This window comes from Nocardia puris, assembly GCF_003315035.1.
Taxonomy (GTDB): domain Bacteria; phylum Actinomycetota; class Actinomycetes; order Mycobacteriales; family Mycobacteriaceae; genus Nocardia; species Nocardia puris.
Genome location: NZ_QNRE01000002.1, coordinates 110,450 through 136,733, shown reverse-complemented (window position 1 = coordinate 136,733; position 26,284 = coordinate 110,450). Strand labels below are relative to the sequence as shown.

The following is a 26,284-nucleotide window of genomic DNA, read 5'->3' as shown; positions in this document are numbered from 1 at the left end:
GCATGCTCATCGATATAGGACAATCGCTCCATATAGAAGGAACGTACTAGTAGTGGCCCCACCTCGCAAGCACGACACCGATGCGATCCTCGACGCGGCCCGCGCGCTCGTCCTCGCCGACGGCCCGCGCGCCGCGAGCGTGGCCGCGATCGCCGCCGCGAGCGGCGCACCCGTGGGCACGCTCTACCACCGGTTCGGCAACCGCAACGGCGTGCTGACGGCCGCCTGGCTGCGTGCGCTCGCCCGTTTCCAGGAGCGGACGCTCGCGGCGGCCGCGCCGGACGACCCGGTCGAGGCGGGCGTGGCGATGGTCGCCGCGGCGGTGGGCTTCGGGCGCGACCTGCCCGACGACGCGCGGTTGCTGCTGGAACTGCGGCCGCGCGATCTGCTCGACGGCGCGCCGGACGCGGAGTTCCACGAGCGGCTGAGCACCATGAACGCGCCGCTGTTCGGGCGGTTGCGCCGCATGGCGCGCGAGCTGCTGGGCGGGGACGGCGCGCGGGAGCTGGACGCGATCAGCCGCGCCGTGGTGGACCTGCCGTACGCCGCGCTGCGCAGGCACGCGCACGCGCCGTCGCTGCCGGACTGGCTCGACGCGGACCTCACCGGCGCGGCCCGCACCCTGCTGGAGTCCTACCGACGGTGACCGGGCCCACAGGCCCGGGCCGCGAGCATTCGGCGGGCAACCGATAACTTGTTCTCATGGACGAACAGCGGGTGGACGCGCTACCCACCGCGGAACACCACGAGGGCGGCTTCCGCCCGATGGCGGAACTGATCGACGCCGCGACGCGCGACGTCGACATCTCCCGCGGCGGCCCGCACTACGGCGAGCTGGTCGAGCAGACGCGCGCGCTGATGGACCGGGTCCGCCTGTCCTCGCCGTCCGACGACCTGGCGCTCGAGGCGATCACCCTGCTGAAGGAACTCAACGCCAAGCTGGACGGCGCGGTGGTGGACGAGTGGTCCGCCCCCACCTGGACCCGCGCCGACCTCCCGGCGCGCGGCAACATCACGCTGCCGCCGTACGTGGTGGACGAGGCGGGCCGCGACGGCGTCACCGCCCGCGTCACGTTCCGCACCTTCCATCTCGGCGGCAACCGCGCCGCGCACGGCGGCCACATCGGCGTCGCCTTCGACGATCTGCTCGGCATGGCCGCCGCCCTGCATGCGGGCGCGGTCACCCGCACGGCCTCGCTTACCGTCGACTACCGCTCCATCACCCCGCTCGACACCCCGCTGCGCCTGCACGCCTTCGCCGAGCGCATCGAGGGCCGCAAGGTCTACGTCCGCGCCACCCTGCACGACGGCGACCGCCTGTGCGCGGAGGCGAACGGCTTGTTCATCGTCCTGAAGCCGGGACAGCAGTAGGGATCACCCCGAGGGCCGCGACCCGGTGAATCCGCGTTTTTCGCAGCGGATTTCGGGTCGCGGCCTTTCGTGGTGCTGTGCCATGCTCGATGGTGCGTGCCGAGGCCCTTCGGAATGGCAGTCGATGCACCTTTGCATGGTCGGCACCAATTCGATTGCCCCCCGTCGATACCCGGCCCACGCACGGGAAACCACCTGAACAGAGCCGGTTTTCAGGTATCGGACACGCGGAATCGGCACCGATTCTTGCAGGTGATGCAACTATGCAGACCGTGAACAGACGTCGGTCGGTACAGCAGACCGCCCGGCGCGCCGCGTTCACTTCCCCGGGAAGAACTCCGCCCGGTACTCGCCGAATCGCTCGTCCACCTGATCGGCGGTGAGCCCGAAATCATCGAGCGTGTACCGATGCGAGGGCCGCGCCGCGCCCGACGTGCTCTCGGCGTGCAGTGCCGCCATCGCCCGCTCGGCCTCCGGACTCAGCGTCAGCCCGAACCTCCCGTAGATCGCGGCGACCGCACCGAGGGGATCGGCCACGAAATCGTCGTAGTACACATCGGCGAATCGCGACGGATCGTGGCGCGCCCGATCGCGCCGGAAGCGCTCGGCGCCGCGCGCCCACAGGTCCAGCTGCGTGCTGCCCACCACCGGCCCGCGGAACTTCTCCGACCAGCCCGCCGACGCCTGCTCGTTCAGGCTGCACACCGAGGCGATGATGGTGCGCGGGTCACGGTGCATCTGGATGACCAGCGCGTCCGGATACACCTCGAAGATCGCGTCCAGCGCGAACAGGTGGCTCGGGTTCTTCAGCACCCACCGCTTCCCGGCGTCGGGCAGGCCGATCAATTGCAGGTTGCGCCGGTGCCTGCGGTAGGCGCCGGTCCAGTCGCGCCCGGCCAGCCACTCCGAATAGCCGGGCAGGTACGCCAGGCATTCGTAGGACACCGACATCGCCGACTGGCGCAGCAACTGCCAGCACTCCTCCACCTGGTCGGCGGAGATGTGGTGCACGCCCATGAACTCGGGATGCTCCACGTGGTGCTGCTCGAACGCGGCCTCGATCCGCTGGTACACCGGGTTGCCCGGCCAGGTCTCGCGCGGCGGGCGCGGCTGCGGCATCTCGGTCAGCCACATCTCCAAGCCCTGGTGCGCCGGGTCGGCGTTGAGCAGCCGGTGCACGGCCGTGGTGCCCGACCGGGGCAACCCGGTGACGAAGATCGGCCGCTCGATGGCCACCTGTTCGTGGTCGGGATGCTGTTTCCACGCGTGCTCGCTGAGCAGGCGGGCGATGAGCGCACCGCGCAGGAACGCGCGAGTGATCTTGTTGCCGAACGGCGTGAGCTCGGCTTCCTTCGCGTAGGAGTCGAGCAGCACGCCCAGCCCCTCGCGGTAGTCGTCGGCGCCGAAATCGTCCAGCCCCACCACTTTCGTGGCCGAGGCGTGCAGATCGTCGACCGTGCCGACGTCGTCCCTGCCGATCATGTCGTGCTGTCTCCTCATCAGTGGTGGTACTCGCCGCCGTTGACATCCAGGCAGGCCCCGGTGATCGCGCGCGCCAGCGACGAGGCGAAGAACACCACCGCGTCGGCGATCTCGTCGGGTTCGGGCAGTTTGCGCAGATCGATGGTCTTCGCGGTCTCGGCGTAGATCTCCTCGGGCGTCACCCCGCGCTCCTTGGCGAGGTAGTTGAAATACCACTTGAGGTTGTCGGCCCAGATGTAGCCGGGCGCCACCGAATTCACCCGAATGCCTTGGGGCCCCAGCTCGGTGGCCAGGCTCTGCGCGAGCGCCAGCAGGCTGGCCTTGGCCATCTTGTAGGGGCCGAAGGTGCGCCGCGAATGCCGCAGCACCGCCGAATTGATCATCACCACCGAGCCTTTCGTCTCGGTGAGCGCCGGGACGAACAACCTGGTGAGGCGCAGCGCGGCGAGCACGTTGGTCTCGAAACCGGCCCGCACCTGGTCGAGATCCACCACGGCCAGATCGGTGATGGGCGGGATGGCGAACGCGTTGTTCACCAGGGTGTCCACGCGCCCGAACGCACCGGTCGCGGTCTCCACCAGATGCCCCACCGCGTCCTCGTCGTTGATATCGGTGGGCACCACCACCGCCCGCCTGCCGAGTTCGGCGATCTCCTTGGCGACTTCGGTGAGCCGCGATTCGGTGCGCGAGGCCAGCACCACGTCCGCACCGGCCTTCGCGCTCTGCACCGCGATGGCCCGCCCGAGACCCGGGCCGACGCCCGACACCACAACGACCTTGTCCTGCAACAACATCAGCCGAGCATCCTCTCCGCCACGGCGACCTGGCGCGCCGCGATCCGCGCCTTCCATTCCTCCGGCGTCACCCTGGCGTCCTCGTAATACGGCAACCGGGCGGGCAATTCGCTCACGTCGACGATCTCGACCGCCGGCCCGTCCTCGGGTTTCAGATCGCGCGAGAGCCGCTGCCACCGGAACTGGAGATAGCCGCGCGCGTGGCCGGTGCGCTCGATCCAGTTGGCCAGACCGGGATTCCGTTCGCTCACCACCAGGCGGATCATGCCGTCGGGGTCGACGCGCGCCTGGTCGGCGGTGAGGCTGGTCTGGTGGTTGAGGTAGTCCAGCGAGATGTACCACATGCTGCCGAGCTGGAAGCCCTGGTACGGCGCGTCGGACTTCGGGACCGTGATGATCATGGCCTGCTCGTCGGCCAGGTCGTAGTGCCCCACCGAGGAGAACTGGGTGGCCAGCCCGCCCGGGGTGGGGCGCGGTTCGGTCATCGTGTTCACCGGCAGGTTCAGGTAGAACCACTTCGGGAACGCCAGGAAGGTCTGGATCCGCGAGACGAGCATCTTGCCCGCCACGCCGTAGCGCTTCGTGAGCAGATCCCGGGTGAGCGGCGGGGGCGCGTCACCGACCCGGTCCACACGCTGGATGCGCAACTGTCCGGGGCGCTCGGTGGCCCAGTCGCTGAACACCTCGCGCACCACGAGCATCGCCGAATCGGGCGCGAGGTGGACGTAACCGCGCCGCGGCTCGCCCGGACCGAGGCGCAGTTCGAAGGAGCCGTCGGCGGCGATGTCGAGTTCCCGGTCGTCGAAGGCGGTGTGACTGTCGGGCACGTCGACCGGCGAGTAGTCGCCGTTGAGCACCTGGAAGCTCAGGTCGCGGGTGGTGCCCCGGCGGCCGGTCACCACGTATTCGGCGTCCGGGCGCAGGTAGGAGTGGAAGTACAGGGTGTCGGGGTTGTCCAGGCCCATCTTGGTGTACGGGCCCGTGGACTGGACGAAGAACGGGAAGTCCCGCTCGTAGGCCCACGCCATCTGGAGCGAGGCGCGGATGCTGCCCGCCAGGTAGTCGTAGCCCTCCACCAGATCCTGCTCGGTCTGCACGTGGGGGGCCGCGGTGATGAGCTGCTCGGCGGCGGCGATCGCGTCCGCGAACGGTGCGGTCAGCAAAGGCTTCTCCTGCTGGTCCAAATATGTACCGCTCTGGTACATTTCGATACGAGTCAGATTAGAACGTGTTCTAGGAGTTGTCCATGGTCGCGCGCCGATCCGCCCCCACGCAGCGGGTGGTCCAGCTGCTGGATTTCCTCGTCGAGCGCGGGGGCAAGCGCTACGGCCTGTCCGAGCTGGCCCGCGAGCTGGACATGGCCAAGCCCACCTGCCTGGGCATTCTCACCGAGCTCACCGCCGCCGGGTATCTGGTCCGCGACCCGCACACCCACACCTACGGCCTCGGGCCCGCGCTCATCGCCGCGGGCCGGGTGGCCCAGGAGGGGTTCGCCATCTCGGCCATCGCGCGCGGCGAACTGGCCGAACTCAGCGCGAAATACCGCACCACCTGCACCGCGTCGGCCGTGGTCGGCGACCGGATCTCGGTACTGGAGAGCACCGGGCCCGGCATGGTGAAGGTGGGCGCGTCCTACCATTTCGCGCCGCCGGTCGGATTGATGTACGTGCTGTGGGACACCGACGCCGCCCTCGACGCGTGGCTGGCGACCCCGTCGACCGTGCCGCTGCGCCAGGACGAGACGCGCCTGCGCCAGGTCGTCGCGGAATGCCGGGCGCGCGGCTACCTCATCGAGAGTATGACCGGCGCGGGCCGGCGGCTCTACTCGCTGCTGGCCGGCGTCGCCGACCGCGATCTGCCCGACGAGCTGCGCGAACTCGTCGGCGAACTGGTCAGCAGCCTGGGCGAGCGGGTCTACCTCGGCGCGGATCTGCGCCCGCGCAAGGAGCATCCGGTGAGCCTGCTCGCCGCCCCCACCTACGGCGGCGACGGCAGGCAGAACATGATCCTCACCATGTACGTCGGCGCCGCCATCACGGGAGCCGAGATCGCCCGGCGCGGCGCGGCGCTGATGGCGGCGGCCGACGCGGTGACGCGGGCCAGCGGCGGACGGGCACCCGTTGACCGATGATCGAAACGTGTTCTAGTTTTGATCCGTGAGCCAGTACGCAAAGTCGACGGCGAGCACCTACGAGCTACCCCACCTGGACGCGCTCGAGGCCGAGTCGGCACACATATTCCGTGAAGTGGCAGCGACATTCGAGCGTCCGGTGCTGCTGTTCTCCGGCGGCAAGGACTCGGTGGTGATGCTGCACCTGGCGGCCAAGGCCTTCTGGCCCGCGCCGCTGCCGTTCCCCGTGCTGCACATCGACACCGGGCACAACTTCGACGAGGTCGTCGAGTACCGCGACCGCACCGTCGAACGCCTCGGCCTGCGCCTGATCGTCGGGCGGGTGCAGGACGACATCGACGCGGGCCGCGTCGTGGAGGACACCGGGCCGCGCGCCTCGCGCAACCGCCTCCAGACCGCGACGCTGCTGCGCACGATCCGGGAGGGCGGGTTCGACGCGGTGTTCGGCGGCGCGCGCCGCGACGAGGAGAAGGCGCGCGCCAAGGAGCGGGTGTTCAGCTTCCGTGACGAGTACGGGCAGTGGGAGCCGCGCGCGCAGCGGCCCGAACTGTGGAATCTGTACAACGGCAGGCACCGGCCCGGGGAGCACATCCGGGTGTTCCCGCTGTCGAACTGGACCGAGCTCGACATCTGGGGCTACATCGCGGCCGAGGGCATCGAGCTGCCGCCGCTGTACTACGCGCACCGCCGCGAGGTGGTGCAGCGCGACGGAATGCTGTTGGCGCACACCAGGTTCCTGACGCTGCTGCCGGGCGAGCAACCCTACGAGGCCACCGTGCGGTTCCGCACGGTCGGCGACGCGACGTGCACCGGGTGCGTGGAATCCGCGGCGGCCAGCCCCGAGGAGGTGGTGGCCGAGGTCGCGGCGGCCCGCGTCACCGAACGCGGCGCCACCCGCGCCGACGACCGCATCTCCGAGGCGGGCATGGAAGATCGCAAACGAGAAGGGTACTTCTGATGACCACCCTGCTGCGCCTGGCCACCGCGGGCAGCGTCGACGACGGCAAATCGACGCTCATCGGCCGCCTGCTCTACGACTCCAAGACGATCTTCGCCGACCAGCTGGCCGCCGTGGAGCGCGCCAGCCGCGACCGCGGCGACGACTACCCCGACCTGGCGCTGCTCACCGACGGGTTGCGCGCCGAACGCGAACAGGGCATCACCATCGACGTCGCACACCGCTATTTCGCCACACCCAGGCGGAAATTCATCATCGCCGACACCCCAGGCCACATCCAGTACACGCGCAACATGGTGACCGGCGCGTCCACCGCCGACGTGGCGCTGATCCTGGTGGACGCGCGCAAGGGCGTGGTGGAGCAGACCCGCCGCCACGCGTTCCTGGCGAGCCTGCTGGGCATCGCGCACCTGGTGCTGTGCGTGAACAAGATGGATCTGGCGGGCTGGTCGCGGGCGCGGTTCGAGGAGATCCGCGAGGAGTTCGCCGGTTTCGCGACCAAACTGGACGTGTCCGACCTGACGTTCGTGCCGGTGTCGGCGCTGCACGGCGACAATGTGGTGCACCGGGGCGCGAGCATGCCGTGGTACGAGGGCACTCCCCTGCTGCACCACCTGGAGGAGGTGCACATCGCCTCGGACCGAAATCTCATCGACGCGCGGTTCCCGGTGCAGTACGTAACGCGCAGGCACGGCAGCGAATTCCGCGGTTACGCCGGGACGGTCGCGGGCGGGGTGTTCAAGCCCGGGGACGAAGTCGCCGTGCTGCCTTCGGGTTTCACCACCACGGTGTCGGCGATCTGGGGGCCGGGCGGTGCGCCGGTGGCCGAAGCGTTTCCGCCGCAGGCGGTCACGATGCAGCTGGCCGACGAGATCGACATCGCGCGCGGGGATCTGCTGTGCCGCCCCGCGAACCGGCCGCAGGTGGGGCGGGACCTGGACGCGATGGTGTGCTGGTTCGCCGAGGACGCCACGCTGACGCCCGGCAACACCTACACACTGCGCCACACCACCCGGGCCGCCACCGCCGAGGTGCGCAGCCTCGACTACCGGCTCGACGTGAACACCCTGCACCGCGACGAGCACGCGGAGTCGTTGTCGCTCAACCAGATCGGGCGCGTGCAGCTGCGCACCCGCCAGCCGCTGCTGTTCGATCCGTACCGGCGCAACCGCACAACCGGCAGCTTCATCCTGGTGGACGACGTCACCAATAACACGGTCGCGGCGGGCATGATCACCGGGCCGACGCTGCCGTCCTCACGCGTGGTGTGGCACGCGACGGCCGTCGGGCGCGAAGAGCGCGCCACGCGCGGGGCGACGGTGTGGCTGACGGGGCTATCGGGCTCCGGGAAGTCAACGGTGGCGGTCGAATTGGAGCGCAGGCTGGTGGCGTCGGGCCGCCCGGCGTTCCTCCTGGACGGCGACAACCTGCGCCACGGACTCAACGCCGACCTCGGCTTCGCGCCCGAGGACCGCGCCGAGAACATCCGCCGCGTCGCCGAGGTGGCCCGCCTGTTCGCCGAAGCCGGTGTCACGGCGGTGGTTTCGCTCATCAGCCCGTACCGCGCCGACCGCGACCGGGCCCGCGCCGCCCACGAGGCCGCGGGCCTGCCCTTCCTCGAGGTCTTCATCGACACGCCCCTGGAGCTCTGCGAGTCCCGCGACCCCAAGGGCCTGTACGCCAAGGCGCGGGCGGGCGAGATCCGGGACTTCACCGGCATCGACGCCCCCTACGAGGAACCGGCCGCCCCGGACCTGGTCCTGCGCCCGGCCGACGGCGACCCGGCCGCCATGGCCGCGCGCATCCTGCCGCTCCTGGACGACCTCGCCTGATCGGCGGGGCGGCCGGCGCGATCGGCCGCCCCCGGAGGGTGACATTCGCGACACATCGGTAGTAACGTATCAAATTGGCCGCCGGGAGAGCGGCGGCCTTGGCGGATGTGACGTCGCGAGAGGATGGCCGGTGCGCTCGAATCTGATCTCCCGCAGGGACCTCGATTTCCTGCTCTACGAGTGGTTGCGGGTGGAAGGGCTCACCGCGCTCCCCCGCTTCGGCGAACACTCCAAGGAGACCTTCGACGGATTCCTCGACCTGTGCGAGGACATCGCGACCAGGTATTTCGCGCCGCACAACAAGCGCGCGGACGCGCAGGAGCCCACCTTCGACGGCGCGCGCGTGACGCTCATCCCCGAGGTCAAGACCGCCGTCGAGGCGTTCGCCAAGGCCAACCTGGTCGGCGCGGGCATGGACGAGCGCATCGGCGGGCTGCAACTGCCCGCCACCGTCGAGGCGGCCGGGTTCAGCTGGTTCCAGGCCGCCAACGTGGGCACCGCGGGCTACCTGTTCCTCACCGTCGGCAACGCCAACCTGCTCGCCGCGCACGGCACCGAGGAGCAGGTCGACCGGTTCGTACGCCCCATGATCGAGGGCCGGTTCACCGGCACCATGTGTCTGTCCGAACCGCAGGCCGGGTCGTCGCTGGCCGATATCGTCACCCGCGCCGAACCGCGCGAGGACGGCACCTACCGGGTGTTCGGCTCGAAGATGTGGATCTCGGGCGGCGATCACGAACTCACCGAGAACATCGTGCACCTGGTGCTGGCCAAGATCCCGGGCGGGCCGGCGGGCACCAAGGGCATCTCCCTGTTCGTCGTGCCGAAATACCTTGTCCGCGAAGACGGTTCGCTCGGTGAGCGCAACGACGTGACGCTGGCGGGCCTCAACCACAAGATGGGCTACCGCGGCACCACCAACACGGTGCTGAACTTCGGCGAGGGCACGCACACGCCGGGCGGTGCCGCGGGCGCGGTGGGCTACCTGGTCGGCGAACCGCACCGTGGCCTGTCGTACATGTTCCACATGATGAACGAGGCCCGCCTCGGGGTCGGCCTCGGCGCCACGGCGCTCGGCTACACCGGCTACCTCAAGTCGCTCCAGTACGCGCGCGAGCGCACCCAGGGCCGCGCGCTCACCGCGAAAGACCCTGCGACACCGCAGATCCCGATCATCGAGCACGCCGACGTCAAACGCATGCTGCTCGCGCAGAAGGCCTACGTGGAGGGCGCGCTCGGCCTGCTGCTCTACTGCAACCGCCTCGTCGACCTGCGCCGCACGGCCACCGACGAGCAGCAGGCCCGCGACCACACGCTGCTGCTGGAAATCCTCACCGGCGTCGCGAAGAGCTGGCCCTCCCAGTGGTGTCTGGAGGCCAACAGCCTCGCCATCCAGGTGCACGGCGGCTACGGCTACACCCGCGAGTACGACGTCGAACAGCACTACCGGGACAACCGGCTCAACCCGATCCACGAGGGCACGCACGGCATCCAGGGCCTGGATCTGCTGGGGCGCAAGGTGATCCAGCACGACGGCGCGTCGCTGCGACTGCTGACCGACCGCATCGCCGAGACCACGGCGGCCGCGACCGCGCGCGGCGGGGAACTCGCCGAGCACGCCGCGCTGCTCGACGCGTCCTGGCAGCGGCTGCTGACCGTCACCGGCGGGCTGTTCGCCGGGGGCGACCCGGCCGCCGCGATGGCCAACGCGACCGTCTACCTCGAGGCGTTCGGGCACCTGGTGGTCGCGTGGATCTGGCTGGAACAGACCCTCGCCGCCGCCGACGGTGCGGGCGAGTTCTACGAGGGCAAGCGCGCCGCCGCCCGCTACTTCTTCCGCTACGAGCTGCCCAAGACGGGCCCGCAGCTCGACCTGCTCGCCTCGCTCGACCGCACCACCCTGGAGATGCGCGACTCCTGGTTCTGACGGATCCGGCGCGTATTTCGAATCGCCCTGATCGAAATCACGGTCCGCCCCGCAGGGTGGCGCAATAGCCCCCGCCATCCGCGTACCACCAGGTCAGCGCGCTGATCCACCCGGTGTAACCGGCCTGCGTTTCGACGCCCTGCCGACCGTCACCGAGATCGTCGCCGAGTTCGGTCAGCAGCTCGGCTCCGATCAGTACCTCCTCGACGTCGCCCAGTCGCTGGTGCGGATCGTCACCGGGTTCGGGCTGGCGGCCGTGGTGGGCGTGGTCGCCGGGATCGGCCTGGGCCGCTCCCGCCCTGCTGGCCGAGACGTTCGGCCCGCTCACCGAACTGGTGCGCCCGATCCCGGCGATCGCGCTGGTCCCGGTGGCGATCCTGCTGTTCCCCAGCGACGAGTCCGGCATCGTGTCCATCACCATCACCGCCTCGCTGTTCCCGGTGCTGATCAGCACCAGGCACGCGGTGCGGGCGCTGCCGACGATCTGGGAGGACGCGGTGCGCACCCTGGGCGCCTCGCGCCGGGATGTGCTGCTGCGGGTGGTGTTTCCCGGCATCCTGCCCGGCGTGCTCGGCGGCCTGTCGGTCGGTGTCGGGGTGGCGTGGATCTGCCTCATCTCCGCGGAGATGATCTCGGGGCGCCTCGGCGTCGGCTACCGCACCTGGCAGGCCTACACCATCGTGGACTATCCGGCGGTGTTCGTCGGCATGATCACCATCGGCGTACTCGGTTTCGCCACTTCGGGATTGGTCGAACTGGCCGGGCGCCGCGTCACACGCTGGCTGCCGAGAGGAGTCACGCGATGACCGTCACCACCGCGTCCACCGCCACCGGCGGGATGCGCCTCGCGCTGGACGGGATCGGCATCGCCTACGGCGGCACGACCGTGCTGGCGGGCGTGGATCTGGAGATCGCGCCCGGCGAAATCCTCGTCGTGGTGGGCAAATCCGGCTGCGGCAAGTCGACGCCTGCGCCTACGTCGCCAACCCCTTCGGCGGCTACCAGGTCAACGCCGAAGGCAACCGGTTCGTCGACTGCGACTACTGGTCGGGGCAGATGATGGCCGAGGTCAAGCGGGAGATCGAATCCGCCCGCGGCCCCATCTATCTCAAGGTCTCGCACCTGCCCGACGAGACGCTGTCGACGCTGGAGGGCATCCTCCACACCACCGAGCGCCCGACGCGCGGCACCTTCCACGACTACCGGGGCCACGATTACCGCACCCACGACATCGAGATGCACATCTCCGAAATCGGTTTGTGCAGTGGGCATTCCGCCTCGGGTGTCTGGGTGGACGAACACGCCCGCACCACGGTGCCCGGCCTCTACGCGGCCGGCGACCTGGCGTGCGTGCCGCACAACTACATGATCGGCGCGTTCGTCTACGGCGACCTGGCGGGGGCGCACGCCGCCTCGACGCTGTCCGAGCTCGACGCGCCCGCCGAATTGCCCGCCGATCAGCTGACCGCCGCGCACGAGCTGATCTACCGTCCGCTCACCCATCCCGACGGCCCGCCGCAACCGCAGGTCGAGTACAAGTTGCGCCGGTTCGTGAACGACTATGTGGCGCCGCCGAAGACGGCCACGAAGCTGTCGATCGCCGTGGAGACGTTCGAGCGGATGCGCGCGGAGGTCGACGGCATCGGCGCGCGCACCCCGCACGAGCTCATGCGCGCGGTGGAGGTGTCGTTCATCCGCGATTGCGCCGAGATGGCCGCGCGCAGTTCGCTCACCCGCACCGAATCCCGCTGGGGCCTCTACCACGATCGGGCCGATCTGCCGGAGCGCGACGACCACGAGTGGCGCTATCACCTGAACGTGCGCAAGGGCGACGACGGGGAGATGGTGTTCCTCGAGCGGCCGGTCGCGCCGTATCTCGTGCCGGTGCCCGGATTGGACGACGTGCCGTCCACCGATCCCACGATCATCCCGGTGGAGCAGCCGCAGGTGCGGGCCGGACGTGCGCCGCAGCGCGACGACGCACCGACCGTCGCACCGACGGAGCCTGTTTCGCCGCCTCGCCCCGGCTGGTCACCCTGCTGGCGCTGGATTCGCCTACTGCCGAAGACCTTTCGACCTACCTGACCGACGACGACCCGGCGCCGCGCGCGGACTGGCGGGCGCGGGCCGCGAACTCGCGGTCGGCGTGCTGTCCGAAGCCCTGGCCGACCCCCACCTCGACGTCCGCAAGGCCGCCGTCCTCTCCCTCACCACCTGGCGCGACGACCACGACGCCCGCGCGGCCCTGGCCCGCGCCGTCGCCGACACCGACGCCGACGTCCGCGCCTACGCCAGGCGCGCGGTGCACGCATGAGAGACACCGTGCCGACCCGTGACCTGTGCGCCTATCGCCGGGTGGTGACGTCGCGCCGCCCACCGGGCGCGCAGGACCGACCGGACCGGTTCGGCTTCCCGCCGCAGCCAGGACAGCAGCCCGGTGCGTGCCGCGACCACCTGGCCGACCCGCCCGCGCGACGGCGTGGCACCGCGCGTCCGTTCCACCGGCCGCGCACTACCTGACGGTTCCGGCCCCGGACGGCTCCCGACGACGATCCGATCACGCGGAGGCCGACCGGCGGGGCGCGGCCGCCCCTCGCTCCGTGCGGGAGCCGGCTACCTGAGCAGGGGTGCGACGGGACCGTGGGACCCCGCCGCCCTGACCACCCGCGCCCGCCGGACTCAGGCGACGACCAGGTCCACGTCGATGTTCCCGCGCGTCGCGTTGGAGTACGGGCACACCTGGTGCGCCGCCTCCACCAGCTCGCGCGCCGCGTCGTGCTCGAGGCCCGGCAGGTCGACGGTGAGGGTGACGGCCAGGCCGAATCCCTGTCCGTTCGATCCGATGCCGACGGACCCGGTGACCGAGGAATCCGCGATCGCGACCTTGCGCTGACGCGCGACGAGTTGCAAGGCGCTGTGGAAGCAGGCCGCGTAGCCGGCCGCGAACAGCTGCTCGGGGTTGGTGCCCGCACCGCCCGCGCCGCCGAGCCCCTTCGGCACGCTCAGCGCGAGATCCAGTGCGGCGTCGGAGGATCGGACGTAGCCGCCGCGCCCGGCGCCCGTCGCGGTGGCCTCGGCGGTGTACAGGATGTTCATGGTTGTTCCTTCCCTCGGGATGACTCCATCAAGAACAGTAGCGAGCAACTAAATTGTGCACAACTATTATTGGGTGTGAAAGAGGCCGCACACCGCGGGTGACCCCGTGGTGCGCGGCCTCGGACCGCGCTAGATGACCGCGTTCATGATGGTGCCCGCGCTGGTGGCGACCGCACCGCCCGCCATCGCGCTGGCCACCATCTTCGGGGACTGGAGTCCACCGCCGCTCCACTTCTCCCAGGCGAAACGACCGCCGCCGTAGGTGATCGCGGTGATCCCGGACAACTGGACGAGCCAGGTGAAATACCGGCCCATCTGCATGAGCTTGTCCGCCAATGGCGGCGCTTCCGGTGACGGGTTGCTGACCTGCGCGAGGACGGTGTCGTGTAGCGCGCAGAGAATGGTGCTCACTGTCATGCTCCTTCACGGATGCCGAGGTGATGCTGGGATTCGTCTTCACACAGAGCGCGTTACTGCGAGGAACAAGAGTGCAACCCATCGATTGAATCGCACCGCCGGGAGGGGATGTACCCGACACACCGGATATTTCGGGTCTCGACCCACACTGCCGAGTGCATGTCCGAAGCGGGGCCCGAACCCGGGATTCGCGGCGTCATCGCCGCATTCGGCCCGCTCGCGGGGACGTACCGGGGTCGTCGAGTAGCCGCGGCGCCGCGCGGTGCCCGCCGCTCGGCCCGCGACGCCGGACGGACCGCGCGATGCCCGCCTCTCGGTTCGCGGAATCGCCGCGTGCCGGGTGTTCGCTGGACTAAGCTGAGCGCGCAGATCTCAGCACCGGCGGCCACCCGCGCACCCGGGCGCCGCGAAGGGGAAACGTCATGCCGGACAACGGAGCCCAGCGCGGCCCGGCCGATCAGGGCACGACCGCCCGGATCGACACCAGCGTCGCCCACGAGGCGCGCGTCTACGACTACTGGCTCGGCGGCAAGGACAACTACCCGGCCGACCGCGCGCTCGGCGACGTGATCGCCACGCACGTCCCCGCCATCCGCACCATGGCCCGCGCCAACCGGGCCTTCCTGGGCCGGGCGGTGCGCTACCTGGTCCAGGAGGCGGGCATCGATCAGTTCCTCGATGTCGGCACCGGCATCCCCACCGCGGGCAACACCCACGAGGTCGCCCAGCGGCACGATCCGGCGGCGCGCGTGGTGTACGTGGACAACGACCCGATCGTGCTGGCCCACGCCCGCGCCCTGATGAGCAGCACCGGCCAGGGGCGCACCGCGTTCATCCACGCCGACCTGCACGATCCGGGCGCCCTGCTGGGCGATCCGGCGCTGCCCGCCACCCTCGACACCGAACGGCCCGTCGCGATCATGCTGGTCGCTATCCTGATGTACTTCCGCGACGAGGACGATCCCGCCGCCAAGGTGCGCGCGCTGCTGGACGCGGTGCCCTCGGGCAGCTACCTGGTGATCACGCACCCCACCGCCGATTTCGACGCGCGCGCCATGGCCCGCGTGGTGGAGTCGGCCGAGAGCGCGGGCATTCCGTTCCGGCCGCGCAGCCGCGCCGAGACCGAAAACCTGTTCGCCGGAACCGATCTGGTGGATCCGGGCGTGGTGCCCGTGGTCACCTGGCGGCCCGATCTCGCCGAGCGGGGCGCCGACGCGCCCGCCGAGGCGACCTCGGCCTGGTACTGGGCGGGCGTCGCCCGCAAACCCTGAGCCACCGGGATCCGTAGACTCGGCGGTGGGCCGACATCCACGCGAGCGGAGGTGATCCGAATGGTCGACGATGTCGAGAAGCGCTGGTCCGAGCCCGGGACGTTCCGCCGGGCGGTCCGCTACGACCTCGGCGTGATCGCGGTCGCGGCGCTGGTCGCGGCCGTCACGATGGTCTGGGCGGCCCGCCGCGACGTCTGCCTGGACGGGCCGATCCTGTGCGATACGCCCGCGCGGCTCGCCGTCGTGCTGGGACCGGGACTGGTCCTGCTGGCGGGCGGGATCGGCGCGTTCGTGCTCACCGTGCGCACCCTGCGCCGCGGCGGCGCGTGGCCGATCTGGCAGGGCGCTGGCTGGTTCCTGCTCGTGCTCATGGTGTTCTACCTGGCCATCGGCGGCGGCACCGCCGGGTCCTAGGCGCCGGACGGACTCCGAGTCAGGGCTCAGGCCGCCGCGTGCATCTCCCACACCAGCACTTCGGCGGGATCGGTGGCGGTGATCCGGTGCCCGCCGGTCGCGGTGAGGCGCACGGCGTCACCCTGTGCCAGCGCGCCGTGACCCTCGAAATCGACCGCGCCCCTGGCGAGGAACACGTGGCCGTAGGGCGCGTCGGGTATCGTGACCGAGCGGCCCGCGTCCAGGCGCGCGACGTGCAGGGCCGCGTGGCGGTTGCCCAGCGTGATCGCGGTGGTGGCGCGGTCACGCGGCAACCCGGACGCGATGGGCACCAGCGCATCGCCCCGCAGCGCGGTATCGACGTCGGATTCCTGATATCCGGGGCGCGCACCGTATTCGGTGGGCGGCACCCACATCTGCACGACGCGCAGGTGCTCGCGTTCGGTGTAGGCCGCGCCGTTCTTCTCCGAGTGCCGGATGCCGGTGCCCGCGCTCATCCGCTGCGCCAGGCCCGGGTGGATCACGCCGGAGTTGCCCGCCGAATCCTGGTGCACCACAGAACCTTCCAGCACCCACGTGACGATCTCCATGTCACGGTGCTGGTGCGTGTCGAAACCCTCCCCCGGGCCGACGACGTCCTCGTTGTGGACGAGCAGCAGGCCGTGCGCGTTGGCCGCGAGATCGAAGTTGCCGGTGGCCGGGAACGACTGCCGCGAGTCCAGCCACTCGTTCCACCAGTGCGCGCGCTCGTCGGCGCGCACCACGCGCACCCGCGGTGTCGGCGTCATCGTCCACTCCTCCGGCTCGGCCCTCCCGCCGATAGAAGCGCCGCTACGGGTTCGCTATTCCCCGGTGGTGGGCGTCGCCACTCCCGGGCTCACTCGTCCGGCAACGGGATCAGCTCGAGGTGTTCGGCCTCGTCGGCGTCCGCGAGCGCGGCGCGACCGGTGACGATGTCCACGCCTCCCCCGTGCTGCACCAACCACGTCCCGCAGACACAACGCAGATAACGAACCGATCCATGGGAGGACACCACCATCGGCGAGGACCACGAGCACGCGGGGCACGACATAGGCGCTAAGCCTGGGTAACTATCGGCACCAAGGCAATCTTCGCGACGGCGTGGCGGCGAATTGATTCCATAGTCCCAGCGACCGCCGCGCAATCGCGCACCGGAGCGGACGCCTCGAATCGCGGGGCGGCGGGCGCGGACAGTGCCATACTCGATAGGCATGACCGCAGATGACATCGCCGCCGGAGCCGGAGCACCGGACCTCTCGACGGTCACCGCCGTCGCGCGCGCCGCGGGCCGCGCGCCGTCGCTGCACAATTCCCAGCCCTGGCGCCTGTTCTTCGACGGAACGCGCCTGCACCTGTCCAGCGATCCGGAGCGGTTGCTGCCCATGGCCGACCCGAGCGGGCGCCAGCGCGTGATCAGCTGCGGCGCGCTGCTCCACCACCTGGAAATGGCGTTCGAGGTGCGCGGCTGGCACGCCGACGTCGACCGGCTGCCCGATCCGGACCAGCCCGACCTCCTCGCCACCCTCACCTTCCAGCCGGTGCTCGCCCCGGGTGAGCGGGTGGTGGCGCTGGCGGGTGCGATCGGCGCGCGGCGATCCTTCCGCCCGCCGATGGCCGCGCCACCCGGGTGGGAGCGGGCGCTGCCCGAGCTGACCGAGGCCGCCGCGGGCACCGGCATCGCGGTGGACGAGTTGCCCGAGTCGGCGTCCGACCGGTTGGCCGCGGCCTCCGGCCAGGCCGCGGCGCTGCGCCGCTTCGACCAGCCCTACCAGAGCGAACTCCGGTGGTGGACAGGTAATTTCGATCTGCCGGAGGGCATTCCGCCCACGGCGCTGACCCCGGCCGGGCAGGCCGAGCGCGTGCCGGTCCGCCGCGACTTCCCCACCCCGCCCGGCCCGGCGCGTCCGGCGGGCGCCGAGGTGGATCACGCCCGGTTGATCGCCCTGAGTTCGACCGGCGATTCCCCGGAACAGTGGTTGCGCACCGGCGAGGCGCTCTCGGCGGTCCTGCTCGCCGCCACCGCGGCCGGGTTCGGGACCTGTCCGCTGACCCATATCACCGAGCTACCCGCCGCGCGGCGCATCCTCGCGGGCCTGCTGCCGGACGGCCGCGCGCCGCAGGTCGTGGTGCGGATCGGCGCCGCTCCACCGCCCGAACCCACACCGCCGACGCCGCGCCGCACGGTGACCGACTACCTCGCAACCCGCTGAACCGTTCGCGACCTCCGCTAACGATCGCGCGTCCGGGACCGATGGTCCCGGTGTCGAACACCTGACGACATCGGCACGCAGCTCCAGTCGAAGGGAAGCCCCGTGAGAACAGCGATGAAGCGCGTCACACTCGGCGCGGCCGCCGCAGGCCTGCTCACCCTGGGCCTGGCCCCGGGCGCCTCGGCCTATCCGGTCGGCCCGTGGGGCGTCGAGGGGCCCTGCAAGGGCGTGGCGCAGAACCAGTGTCCGTGGAGCCCGTCCGAGGACGGCCTGACCTGGTCGTACAAGGGTGTCTCGTCCCACTACGACAAGCTCGGCAACCACGTGTGCTCCACCTCCTGGGGTCCCGGCGGCGGCAACCCGCTGTGCGCGCCGATCATGGCCGCGGTCCGCGCGCTGCCGCCGATGCCCGTCGGTCAGTGGCTCAACCCGGGCGGCTGATCCGCCCGTTAGGCTGAAATCGCATGTCACGGCCGTGCCCATGCCCGCGGCCGCCCATCCACCTATCCGTCAGGGAGTTCTCTTGGCCCGGCACCGCAGCACCGTCCGCCCGTCCACGACCCGCCGCGGCGCGGTCGCGACCACCGCCCTCGCGCTGCTGCTCAGCGCGGGCGTCGGCGCGGCCACCGCGCGCCCCATCGGCGACCACGAGGTCGGCGGCGCGATCGAGGTCGAATACGACCAGGCCGGCGGCGGCGCGGTCTTCGGCAACCCCGTCACCCCCGAACTCGACGCCGCGCGCGGCGGCCGCCACCAGGTGTTCGAGCGCAACGCCGCCATCTACTGGCATCCCGACACCGGCGCGCAGAGCGTGAACGGCTCCATCCGCGACAAGTGGAACGAATTCGGTGCGGAGGGCGGCGTCCTCGGCTATCCGGTGACCCGCGAACAGGGCACCCCCGGAAACACCGGCCGCTTCAACCACTTCCAGGGCGGATCCATCTACTGGTCCGTCGGCACCGGCGCCGCCTACATCGGCGGCCAGATCCGCGACAAGTGGGGCCAGCTCGGCTGGGAGGGCGGTCCCCTCGGCTTCCCCATCAGCAGCGAGGCCGCCAGCAAGAACAACGGCCGCTACAACCTCTTCCCCGGCGGCGCGATCTACTGGTCGCCGTCCACCGGCGCGCACGCCGTCTGGGGTTCGATCCGCGACGACTGGGCCCGCGCGGGCGCCGAGAACGGCCGCTACGGCTACCCCACCAGCGACGAGTACGACTACCAGGGCGGCAAGGCGCAGGACTTCCAGGGCGGCCGCATCACCTGGCAGCCCTGAGCGGTCCGTTCGGTGATCGCCGCCATGTCGGTGCGCGCGGGCGTGGCGACGGGACGATACTGGGCGTCATGTCGCCCGAATTCGAGAACGGGAGGCCCCGGCCGCGCAACGGCATGGGGCTGACGGCGCTGGTCCTGGGGATCTTCGCCGCCGCGTTCTCGTTCATCCCGTTCGTCAGCGAGATCCTGGCCGCGCCCGCCGCCGTCGGCGCCGTGCTCACCGGCTCGGTCGGATGGCTGCGGGCCGACCGGGGTGAGGCCACCAACGGGAAGGACGCCGTGATCGGCGGGGTGCTCGGCGTGTTCGCGCTGTTCATGGCGCTGCTGGTGTGGACGGCGACGAACGGCGCGTGAGCGCCCGCTGTTAGCGTGACCGGCATGTACGTCAAGCTGTGCGGGTTGCGCACCGGGGAGCAGGTCGAGGTGGCCGTGACGGCGGGCGCCGACGCTGTGGGATTCGTGTTCGCCCAGAGCGTGCGCCGGATCGAACCGGCCGCCGCGCGTGCGCTGGTGCGCGAGGTGCCTTCGTCCGTGCTGACCGTCGGCGTGTTCGCGGGAATGCCTCCCGAGGAGGTGCGCCGCGTCGCGCTCGAGTCGGGCGTCGGCGCCATCCAGCTGCACGGCGCCTACGACAAACAGGCCTTCGCCGACCTGGCCGACACCGGCCTGCGGCTGCTCCGCGCCGTCGCCCTGACGCCCGACACGGACGTGACTGTCGGTGCCTTCGGCGAGGACATGCTCCTGCTCGACTCCCCCGACGCCGGTTCCGGCCGCCGCTGGGACCTCTCGACCCTCACCGCCCGCCCCGAGGGCCACTGGCTCCTCGCCGGCGGCCTCGGCCCCGACAACGTCGCCGAGGCCATCGCCGAAGCCCGCCCGTGGGGCGTCGACGTCTCCAGCGGCATCGAATCCACCCGCGGCGTCAAAGATCTCGGCCGTATGCGCGCCTTCGTAGCGGCGGCCCGCTCCGCCTGATCGGGGTGGCCGGTGCGGCGACGGACGAGCCCGCCGCCGCCCCGGTCGTCACACTGCGCGAGCTCGCCGCTTCGGAGAAGATGGCGTTCTCCGCCGACCCGCGCGTGCCGCACCGGCGACCCGATCGGCTCCGTCCCGCCGGAGGTGCACGCCCCCGGCTTCCAGTACGCCGTGCGCGCCGATAACGCCACCGGTCTCACCTCCGAACCGGTCCGGTGTGCCGACCCGCTGGGGTCCGGGTCCGGTAGCAGCCCGGCTCCGCTCAGCAGCCCAGGTGATCGGCGAGGTCGGCGAAATCGGTGACGGTCAGATCGAATTCGGGTTCGAGGGTGAGGTCGGCGAGGGAGGGGTCGCCGTGTTCGAGGGGGCGCAGGACGAAGGCGGTGCGGAAACCCAGGGCGCGGGCGGCGTGCAGATCGTACTTGTGGCTGGCGACCATCATGATGTCGGTGGCGGGCAGGCCCAGGTAGTGGTTCGCGAGGTGGTAGGCAGCGGGGTCGGGTTTGAAGACGCCCGCCATCTCGGCGGCGAAGACGGCGTGCCAGGGCAGGTCGCCGTGCCGGGTGATGCTCACGACCGCGTCGACGTCGGCGTTGGAGAGCGTGGCGAGCAGGTAGCGGCGGCGCAGGCGGTGCAGCGCGGGCACCACGTCGGGCCAGGGGTCCAGGTGTTTCCAGGCATCGCTGAGCCGATCGCGCTGGGCCGCAGGGAGATCCACGCCCACGGCGGCCAGCGCCTCGTCCAGGGTGGCGCGATAGATCGAGGCGACGGAGATCCAGGGCGTGCCCGCCGGGCGCCCGGCGGAGGTCTCCCGGAAGTACGCCGCGCGCCAGTCGTTGACGAACGCCGACCAGTCCACGTGGGCGTGGTCGGGGCCGGCGATCTCGGCCGCCGCCGTGCGGACCGTGGTGTGGAAATCCGTGGCGGTGCCCTGCACGTCGAACAGCAACGCCTTCGGCGCGAGTTCGGTCATGTGCGCCCCCTTCTCCCGAGATCGGACGACGGAAACGCTAGCAGGAGTGCCGGTTCAGGCAGTCCTGCGACCGCTTCGGCAGGGGGCCATCCGCCAGACTTCACGCTCGCGACCATCGGCGCGGGCTTGCGGCGGACCTGGGTCCGCGGGTGTCCGGCCGAGCTCATACGTCGCGCGCGAAACCTACTGCGGCACAACATGACCGGCCGAGCGAGAAACGGCCCCGGCGGGATGCCGGGGCCGTCGTGGCTCAGTGCTGGTGGAGCACGCCGCTGATCTCGTTGGGGCTCTCCGGCAGCGTGCCGGTCGCGGTGACCTCGCCGGTCGCGAGGTCGACGCGCTTGACGGTCTTGCTCGCCGGGTCCGACACGTACGCGTCACCCTCGCGCACGAACAGCGCGGGCCGCGCCTCCTGCCACTTCAGCGGCTCCTGCCACGGATCGAACAGCGGCACCTTCTTGGTGACCGTGCCGGCGACCGGATCGATGATGTGCAGGGCGCCGTCGGTGCCGAGGACCAACGCCTCGCCCTGCGGGCCGCGCCCGAGGGACCGGAAGGTGTAGCTGGTGCCGAGGCCGACCAGCCGCAGCGTGCCGGTCTCGGTGTCGATGAGCGCGATCTGCTCGGGCCGTTCGAGTTCGGCGTCCTTGTCCTGCTTGTAGTCGCCGAGCACGATCGCCGACGCGTCGCTGCCGGCCTGGTTGCCGATGCGCCCGTACTCGGTGGGGCTGGCGACCTTGGTGATCACGCCGTCGCGGTAGTAGAGCACGCCGTTCTGGCAGCCCACCACGACGGTCTCGCCCTTGGCGGTGGCCTCGCCGTGCACGCCGGGGCAGTCCTCGTTGCGGGCGATCTCCTTGCGGTCCTTGTCGAGCACCACGATGCCGGTGCGGGCCTCCTCGGTGCCGAGGGTGAGCACCAGCGAGCCGTCGGCCAGTTCCACCGCGACGCCGTGGTGCGGTTGCTCCGCCTTGTAGGTGTCGGTGGGCGGCTCGCCCTCGCCGAGCGCGTCGGAGTCGAACGCGATCACTTCACCCGTGCCGTCGGAGAACAGCACGGTGCGGCCGGCGTGGCGCACCACGTGTCCCGGCTTGGGGCCGGGGAATTCGACGTCGGTGAATTCGGCCGCGGTGGCGTCGTAGGCTCGGAAGCCCTCGGTGGTGGAGACGATCAGGTGGTCGTCGTCGCCCGCCGGGTTCAGCCGGTTGAAGCCCTCGAGTTCGGTGGTTCCCTTCAGCTCCAGGGTGTTTCCGTCGAGCACGAAGATGCCGCCGTCGTAGGTGAGGGCGATCGGGTCCGCGATGGGTTCCCGCGCGTCCGGTGACGCGTCGTCCGCGCCGCAGCCCGCCAGCGCGACCGCCGCGGCGAGCAGGCCGGACAGGGCCATCGCCCGGGTCCGAATGTGCATGTGGTGCTCCTCTTTCGTTGTGACACTGCGAGTTTCAGGCGAGACCGCGCACGATCGACTCGGTATTGGCGCGCATCATCGCCAGGTAGGTGGGCGCGCCGCCGTCGGGGCCGGTGAGCGATTCGGTGTAGAGCGCGACAACGCGGACGTGCAGGCCCGCCTGTTCGGCCAGCACTCGCGCCAGCCGGTCGGGCTGGGCGGAGTCGGCGAAGATCGTGGGTACCCCGGCCGCGCGCACCGCCCCGGCCAGCTCGGCCAGGTCGGACGGGCTGGGCGAGGCGAGCGCGGTGCCGCCCGGTATCACCGCGCCGATCACCTCGAACCCGAAACGCTGGGCCAGATAACCGAAGACGTGGTGGTTGGTGACGAGTTTGCGGCGCTCAGGGGGCAGCGTCGCGAACTGTTCGGTCATCCACGAGTCCAAGCCGTCGATCTCACCGAGGTACCGGGTCGCGCGGTCGCGCACGGCGTCGGCGTCGATACCGTCGACGTGGGTGAGGATCTCGTCGCGGATCACCTCGACGGCCGTGCGCACGCGGCGCGGATCGGTCCAGAAGTGCGGGTCGGGGCGTCCGCTGCCGACCTCCGGGCGGTAGCGCAGCGGATCGACGTGCTCGCCCACCGCGACGGTGGTGACGCCCGCCTCGGCCGCGGCCTCCACGTGGCGCAGCACGCCCTCCTCGAGCCCGAGCCCGTTGTGCACGATCAAGTCGGCGCGTTCCAGGGTCGCGGCCTGTCGCGCGGAGACGGCGAAGCTGTGCGGGTCGGCGTCCGGCGGCATCAGCACGGTCACCTCGGCGGCGGCGCCCACCACGGCGGCCGTGAGGTCGCCGAGAATGTTGGTGGTGACGACGATTTCGGGACGGTCGCCGCCACCGCCGTCGCATCCGGTCAGCGTCAGCGCGGCCGCCAGGAGCGCGCCGAACAGCGCCGCGGTCCTCATTCGCCCGTCTCCGCCAGGAGGCCGGGACTGATATCCAGGTCGAAGGTGCGGGCTACGCGCAGGTCGGCGTGGTCGATCTCGAAAACCTTTCGTGCGACGGGATCGTTGACATAGGCGCGACTCGTGTCGATCGCGATCGTGGCGCTTGCGCCCGGTGTGACGAGCGGTGCGCTCTTCACCTCCGTGCCGTTCTCGACGTCGTAGGCGCGCAGCACTCCGTCGGGTGTGAGGGCCAGCAGCGCGGCCCCCTCCCCCGGCGTGTTCGCCGCGACCACCGCGCCCGTCGGGACGAAACTCCAGGTCTTCTTGCGGATGTCGAGCTCCCACACCCCGCGATCGCCCGCCGCGGCGGCCAGCGTCGCGCTGTTCGGCCGGTGCGTGAACGCCACCGCGCGTTCCGCGGGCGGCACCGGCGCGGGGTAGGCGATCTTCTCGCCCGCGAACGCGCCGCCGTCCGCCGAGACGACGAGAGCGCCGTCCGCGCAACCGAACACGACACCGCGCCGGGTGACGGCGGTCCCGCGCGCCTCGGCACAGGGTGCGTCGAGCGTGGACTCGACCGCGCCTTCCCGCGTGCGGACCGTCACCGCACCGGTCGCCGGATCGGCGACCAGGACGCGCTCGCCGAGAGGGACGGACGGACCGTCGGCGCGCCAACCGATTTCGCGTACTTCGCCGTTGTCCAAGGCCGCACGATCCAGCAGTGTCGCGCCACCGTCCGGCGAACTCAGCGCCGCCACCGTCGAATCCGATGCGGCGGCGGCGACGTCCCCGGACTCGTGCGCGCCCACCGCTCGGATGGGCGCCCGGTAATAGTGGACGTGATCACCGTGATCGACCAGCCAGGAACCGGAATCGACCACCGTCACGCCCCGCTCGCCCGACACGTACACGTGCCGCCGGTCGGTCGCGATCCGGTCGGCCGCCGGCACCGTGTCGAGTTCGGTGACCTCCTGCGAGAGCAGGTCGAGCACGCGGACCGCGCCGGAATCCTTGTCCACCAGGACGAGTCGCGGGTTCGGCTCGGCGGTCTCCTCCGCGCCCGCCACGTACCCGTGCGGCGTCGGCTCGGCGTCATCGTCCACCGGACCCGCCGCACCGCAGCCCGCCACCGACACCGCCGCCACGACGGCCGCCGCACCCACTCGGGTTCCCCTGCCGCCGAACCTGATTCGCGCGCGCAGCGCCGAGGCCGCGGCGGACAGGAAGAAGAATCCGACGGCCGTGGCCGCGATCGTGGCGCCCGCCGCCGTGCCGACGTGCCACGACACCAGCAGGCCCACGAACGTCGCGGCCGACCCCAGCCCCGCCGCCGTCAGCATGATCAGCGGGATGCGGTGCACCCACAGCATCGCCGCGGCGGGCGGCGCGATGAGCAACCCGAACACCAGCAGCGTGCCGACGATGTGGAACGAGGCGACGATGGCGAGGGTGATGAGCCCGACCATGGCCGCGTGCGCGAGCTTCGGCCGCAGGCCCAGCGTGTGCGCGGTGCGCTCGTCGAACGACGCCGCGAGGAAGGCCCGGTGCCCGGCCGCCGCCGTCACCGCGGCCGCGAGCAGCGCGACGACCAGCCAGAACAGGTCACGGTCGCGGATGGCGAGCACGTCGCCGAACAGGAACCCGGTGAGGTCGACCGCGAACGACTGGGCCCGCGACACGATCACCACCCCCACTGACAGCATGCCGACGAACAACAGCCCGATGCCGATATCGGCGGAGAACCGCGTGTCGCGGCTCAGCGCCGTGACGCCCAGCGCCATCGCGCCCGCGCTGAAAGCCGCGCCCACCAACAGGTTTCCGCCCAGCAGCGCGGCCACGGCGATGCCCGGCAGCATCCCGTGCGCCATCGCGTCGGCGAGGAACGCCATGCCGCGCACCACCACCCAGGTACCCGCGATCGCGCACAGGCACGACACGAGCAGCCCGCCCCACAGTGCCCGCGCCACGAAGGACACCTCGAACGGGGCGATCAACCACTCCATGGGGCGACACCTTAAGATGGAAATGGTTTTCATTCCAAAATTGGGTGACGGGAGACACACTGTGACAGCGACGCCGCTGCGCCTGACCGGGCTGTCGGCGGGCTACCGCGGGCGGGCGGCCGTCCACGACGTGACCGCCGAGATTCCGGCGGGCCGGGTGACCGCATTGCTCGGCCACAACGGGTCGGGCAAATCCACGCTGCTGTCGGCGCTGGCGGGCGTCCTGCCGCCGATGACGGGCGCGATCGAGCGACCGGAGGGGCTGCGGATCGCGTTCGTGGTCCAGCACAGCGCGGTGCCGTCCACGCTCCCGACCACGGTGCGCGAGACGGTGACCATGGGCCGCTGGGCCCACCGGGGCGCGTGGCGGCGATTGCGCCGGTCCGACCGCGAGCGCGTCGACGAATGCCTGGCCCGCATGGACATCACCGGCTTGGCCGACCGCAGGCTCGACACCCTGTCCGGCGGGCAGCGCCAGCGCGCCCTCCTCGCGCAAGCCCTCGCCCAGGAGGCCGAGCTGCTCCTCCTCGACGAGCCGACGACCGGGCTGGATATCGAGTCGCGCCACCGTATTTCGGCGTTGATCCGCGATCTCGACGCCACCGTCGTGCACGCGACACACCAGCGCGACGAGGCGCTGACCAGCGATCACTGCCTGCTGCTGGAGAACGGCGGACTGGTGGCCGAGGGCCCGCCCGCCGACCTGGTCGCCACCACCGCGCCGGTCGGCGCGAGCCCGGTCCCGCTACTTGGCGACACGCCGTCGCGATCAGCGTAGCGGCCTGGCAGGGCACGGCTGCCCCAACAAGACGCTCGCCGTTCCGC

General features: G+C 71.1%; 26 protein-coding genes and 2 pseudogenes. 18 read left to right on the top strand and 10 right to left on the bottom strand.

Annotated features, from left to right (window positions below; translation table 11 throughout):
- The first annotated feature begins 52 nt into the window (after window positions 1–52).
- Together DFR74_RS06210 and DFR74_RS06205 are read left to right on the top strand one after the other, a co-directional pair.
- Window positions 53–646: a TetR family transcriptional regulator gene (locus tag DFR74_RS06210; protein ID WP_067502529.1), complete on the top strand. Its 594-nt coding sequence runs from the start codon at window positions 53–55 to the stop codon at window positions 644–646.
- Between the two features lie 56 nt (window positions 647–702).
- A complete protein-coding gene (locus DFR74_RS06205) occupies window positions 703–1,371 on the top strand; it encodes a PaaI family thioesterase (protein WP_067502532.1) in 669 nt (222 codons plus the stop codon).
- Window positions 1,372–1,689: 318 nt separating this feature from the next.
- On the opposite strand, the gene DFR74_RS06200 is transcribed toward DFR74_RS06205, so the two are convergent.
- From DFR74_RS06200 to DFR74_RS06190, 3 genes are read right to left on the bottom strand one after another with little or no spacing between them, the layout of a single operon-like run.
- Window positions 1,690–2,853, bottom strand: a complete 1,164-nt coding sequence (locus DFR74_RS06200) for a sulfotransferase family protein (protein WP_067502534.1) — start codon at window positions 2,851–2,853, stop codon at window positions 1,690–1,692.
- Between the two features lie 17 nt (window positions 2,854–2,870).
- Window positions 2,871–3,647, bottom strand: coding sequence for an SDR family oxidoreductase (locus DFR74_RS06195; protein WP_067502536.1), 777 nt, complete (start codon window positions 3,645–3,647; stop codon window positions 2,871–2,873).
- A complete protein-coding gene (locus DFR74_RS06190) occupies window positions 3,647–4,810 on the bottom strand; it encodes a hypothetical protein (RefSeq protein WP_067502620.1) in 1,164 nt (387 codons plus the stop codon). The genes DFR74_RS06195 and DFR74_RS06190 overlap by 1 nt, the downstream gene beginning before the upstream one ends.
- Window positions 4,811–4,893: 83 nt before the next feature.
- Here DFR74_RS06190 and DFR74_RS06185 point away from each other — a divergent pair, with 83 nt between their 5' ends.
- The 8 genes and pseudogenes from DFR74_RS06185 (at window position 4,894) to DFR74_RS35290 (ending at window position 13,015) form a co-directional block, all read left to right on the top strand.
- Window positions 4,894–5,778 (top strand): helix-turn-helix domain-containing protein, encoded by an 885-nt coding sequence (locus tag DFR74_RS06185; protein WP_067502623.1) that lies wholly within the window; start codon window positions 4,894–4,896, stop codon window positions 5,776–5,778.
- Window positions 5,779–5,803: 25 nt separating this feature from the next.
- Window positions 5,804–6,736, top strand: a complete 933-nt coding sequence (gene cysD / locus DFR74_RS06180; RefSeq protein ID WP_067502539.1) for a sulfate adenylyltransferase subunit CysD — start codon at window positions 5,804–5,806, stop codon at window positions 6,734–6,736.
- Window positions 6,736–8,568 carry an adenylyl-sulfate kinase gene (cysC, locus tag DFR74_RS06175; protein WP_067502542.1) on the top strand — a complete coding sequence of 611 codons (1,833 nt, stop codon included), beginning with the start codon at window positions 6,736–6,738 and terminating at the stop codon, window positions 8,566–8,568. The genes cysD and cysC overlap by 1 nt, the downstream gene beginning before the upstream one ends.
- Window positions 8,569–8,698: 130 nt before the next feature.
- Window positions 8,699–10,495 (top strand): acyl-CoA dehydrogenase, encoded by a 1,797-nt coding sequence (locus tag DFR74_RS06170; RefSeq protein ID WP_067502545.1) that lies wholly within the window; start codon window positions 8,699–8,701, stop codon window positions 10,493–10,495.
- 121 nt (window positions 10,496–10,616) lie between these two features.
- Window positions 10,617–11,301: pseudogene (locus DFR74_RS06165) on the top strand (ABC transporter permease); the annotation flags it as partial.
- Window positions 11,298–11,555 (top strand): ATP-binding cassette domain-containing protein, encoded by a 258-nt coding sequence (locus tag DFR74_RS36590; protein WP_195124134.1) that lies wholly within the window; start codon window positions 11,298–11,300, stop codon window positions 11,553–11,555. The pseudogene DFR74_RS06165 and the gene DFR74_RS36590, both read left to right, overlap by 4 nt.
- Window positions 11,462–12,800: pseudogene (locus DFR74_RS06155) on the top strand (FAD-binding protein); the annotation flags it as partial. The gene DFR74_RS36590 and the pseudogene DFR74_RS06155, both read left to right, overlap by 94 nt.
- A gap of 5 nt (window positions 12,801–12,805) precedes the next feature.
- On the top strand, window positions 12,806–13,015 hold the full coding sequence (locus DFR74_RS35290; protein ID WP_147265750.1) for a hypothetical protein: 210 nt from the start codon (window positions 12,806–12,808) through the stop codon (window positions 13,013–13,015).
- A gap of 159 nt (window positions 13,016–13,174) precedes the next feature.
- On the opposite strand, the gene DFR74_RS06150 is transcribed toward DFR74_RS35290, so the two are convergent.
- Together DFR74_RS06150 and DFR74_RS06145 are read right to left on the bottom strand one after the other, a co-directional pair.
- Entirely contained in the window at window positions 13,175–13,591 is a 417-nt protein-coding gene (locus tag DFR74_RS06150) for an organic hydroperoxide resistance protein (protein WP_067502547.1), read from the bottom strand.
- Between the two features lie 129 nt (window positions 13,592–13,720).
- Window positions 13,721–14,002, bottom strand: coding sequence for a hypothetical protein (locus tag DFR74_RS06145; RefSeq protein WP_067502626.1), 282 nt, complete (start codon window positions 14,000–14,002; stop codon window positions 13,721–13,723).
- Between the two features lie 428 nt (window positions 14,003–14,430).
- Here DFR74_RS06145 and DFR74_RS06140 point away from each other — a divergent pair, with 428 nt between their 5' ends.
- Window positions 14,431–15,279, top strand: coding sequence for an SAM-dependent methyltransferase (locus DFR74_RS06140; protein ID WP_067502550.1), 849 nt, complete (start codon window positions 14,431–14,433; stop codon window positions 15,277–15,279).
- A 60-nt stretch (window positions 15,280–15,339) separates the two neighbouring features.
- A complete protein-coding gene (locus DFR74_RS06135) occupies window positions 15,340–15,693 on the top strand; it encodes a hypothetical protein (RefSeq protein WP_067502553.1) in 354 nt (117 codons plus the stop codon).
- Window positions 15,694–15,719: 26 nt separating this feature from the next.
- Here the strand turns inward: DFR74_RS06135 and DFR74_RS06130 are convergent, their stop codons facing one another.
- On the bottom strand, window positions 15,720–16,460 hold the full coding sequence (locus tag DFR74_RS06130; RefSeq protein WP_067502558.1) for a pirin family protein: 741 nt from the start codon (window positions 16,458–16,460) through the stop codon (window positions 15,720–15,722).
- Between the two features lie 444 nt (window positions 16,461–16,904).
- Between DFR74_RS06130 and DFR74_RS06125 the strand changes: the two genes are divergently transcribed.
- The 5 genes from DFR74_RS06125 to DFR74_RS06105 all read left to right on the top strand — a co-directional run bounded on the left by DFR74_RS06125 (window position 16,905) and on the right by DFR74_RS06105 (window position 20,150).
- Complete coding sequence (locus DFR74_RS06125) at window positions 16,905–17,903, top strand: Acg family FMN-binding oxidoreductase (RefSeq protein ID WP_067502561.1); 999 nt, start codon at window positions 16,905–16,907, stop codon at window positions 17,901–17,903.
- A gap of 102 nt (window positions 17,904–18,005) precedes the next feature.
- Window positions 18,006–18,344, top strand: a complete 339-nt coding sequence (locus tag DFR74_RS06120; protein WP_067502563.1) for a hypothetical protein — start codon at window positions 18,006–18,008, stop codon at window positions 18,342–18,344.
- Between the two features lie 82 nt (window positions 18,345–18,426).
- On the top strand, window positions 18,427–19,176 hold the full coding sequence (locus tag DFR74_RS06115; RefSeq protein WP_067502566.1) for an LGFP repeat-containing protein: 750 nt from the start codon (window positions 18,427–18,429) through the stop codon (window positions 19,174–19,176).
- A 68-nt stretch (window positions 19,177–19,244) separates the two neighbouring features.
- Window positions 19,245–19,529 carry a hypothetical protein gene (locus DFR74_RS06110; RefSeq protein ID WP_067502569.1) on the top strand — a complete coding sequence of 95 codons (285 nt, stop codon included), beginning with the start codon at window positions 19,245–19,247 and terminating at the stop codon, window positions 19,527–19,529.
- 24 nt (window positions 19,530–19,553) lie between these two features.
- Entirely contained in the window at window positions 19,554–20,150 is a 597-nt protein-coding gene (locus DFR74_RS06105) for a phosphoribosylanthranilate isomerase (RefSeq protein WP_067502572.1), read from the top strand.
- Between the two features lie 262 nt (window positions 20,151–20,412).
- Here the strand turns inward: DFR74_RS06105 and DFR74_RS06100 are convergent, their stop codons facing one another.
- From DFR74_RS06100 to aztB, 4 genes are all read right to left on the bottom strand, one after another.
- Entirely contained in the window at window positions 20,413–21,123 is a 711-nt protein-coding gene (locus DFR74_RS06100; RefSeq protein WP_067502575.1) for a haloacid dehalogenase type II, read from the bottom strand.
- A gap of 250 nt (window positions 21,124–21,373) precedes the next feature.
- On the bottom strand, window positions 21,374–22,531 hold the full coding sequence (gene aztD, locus DFR74_RS06095; RefSeq protein WP_067502578.1) for a zinc metallochaperone AztD: 1,158 nt from the start codon (window positions 22,529–22,531) through the stop codon (window positions 21,374–21,376).
- Window positions 22,532–22,565: 34 nt separating this feature from the next.
- Complete coding sequence (gene aztC, locus DFR74_RS06090; protein WP_067502581.1) at window positions 22,566–23,474, bottom strand: zinc ABC transporter substrate-binding protein AztC; 909 nt, start codon at window positions 23,472–23,474, stop codon at window positions 22,566–22,568.
- Window positions 23,471–25,459, bottom strand: coding sequence for a zinc ABC transporter permease AztB (gene aztB, locus DFR74_RS06085; protein ID WP_067502585.1), 1,989 nt, complete (start codon window positions 25,457–25,459; stop codon window positions 23,471–23,473). Before aztB ends, aztC begins: the two co-directional genes overlap by 4 nt.
- Window positions 25,460–25,481: 22 nt before the next feature.
- On the opposite strand from aztB, the gene aztA reads away from it, so the two are divergent.
- The gene (gene aztA, locus DFR74_RS06080) at window positions 25,482–26,237 is read left to right on the top strand and encodes a zinc ABC transporter ATP-binding protein AztA (protein ID WP_067502629.1); all 756 of its coding nucleotides are present in this window, start codon (window positions 25,482–25,484) and stop codon (window positions 26,235–26,237) included.
- The last annotated feature ends 47 nt before the right edge of the window (window positions 26,238–26,284 follow it).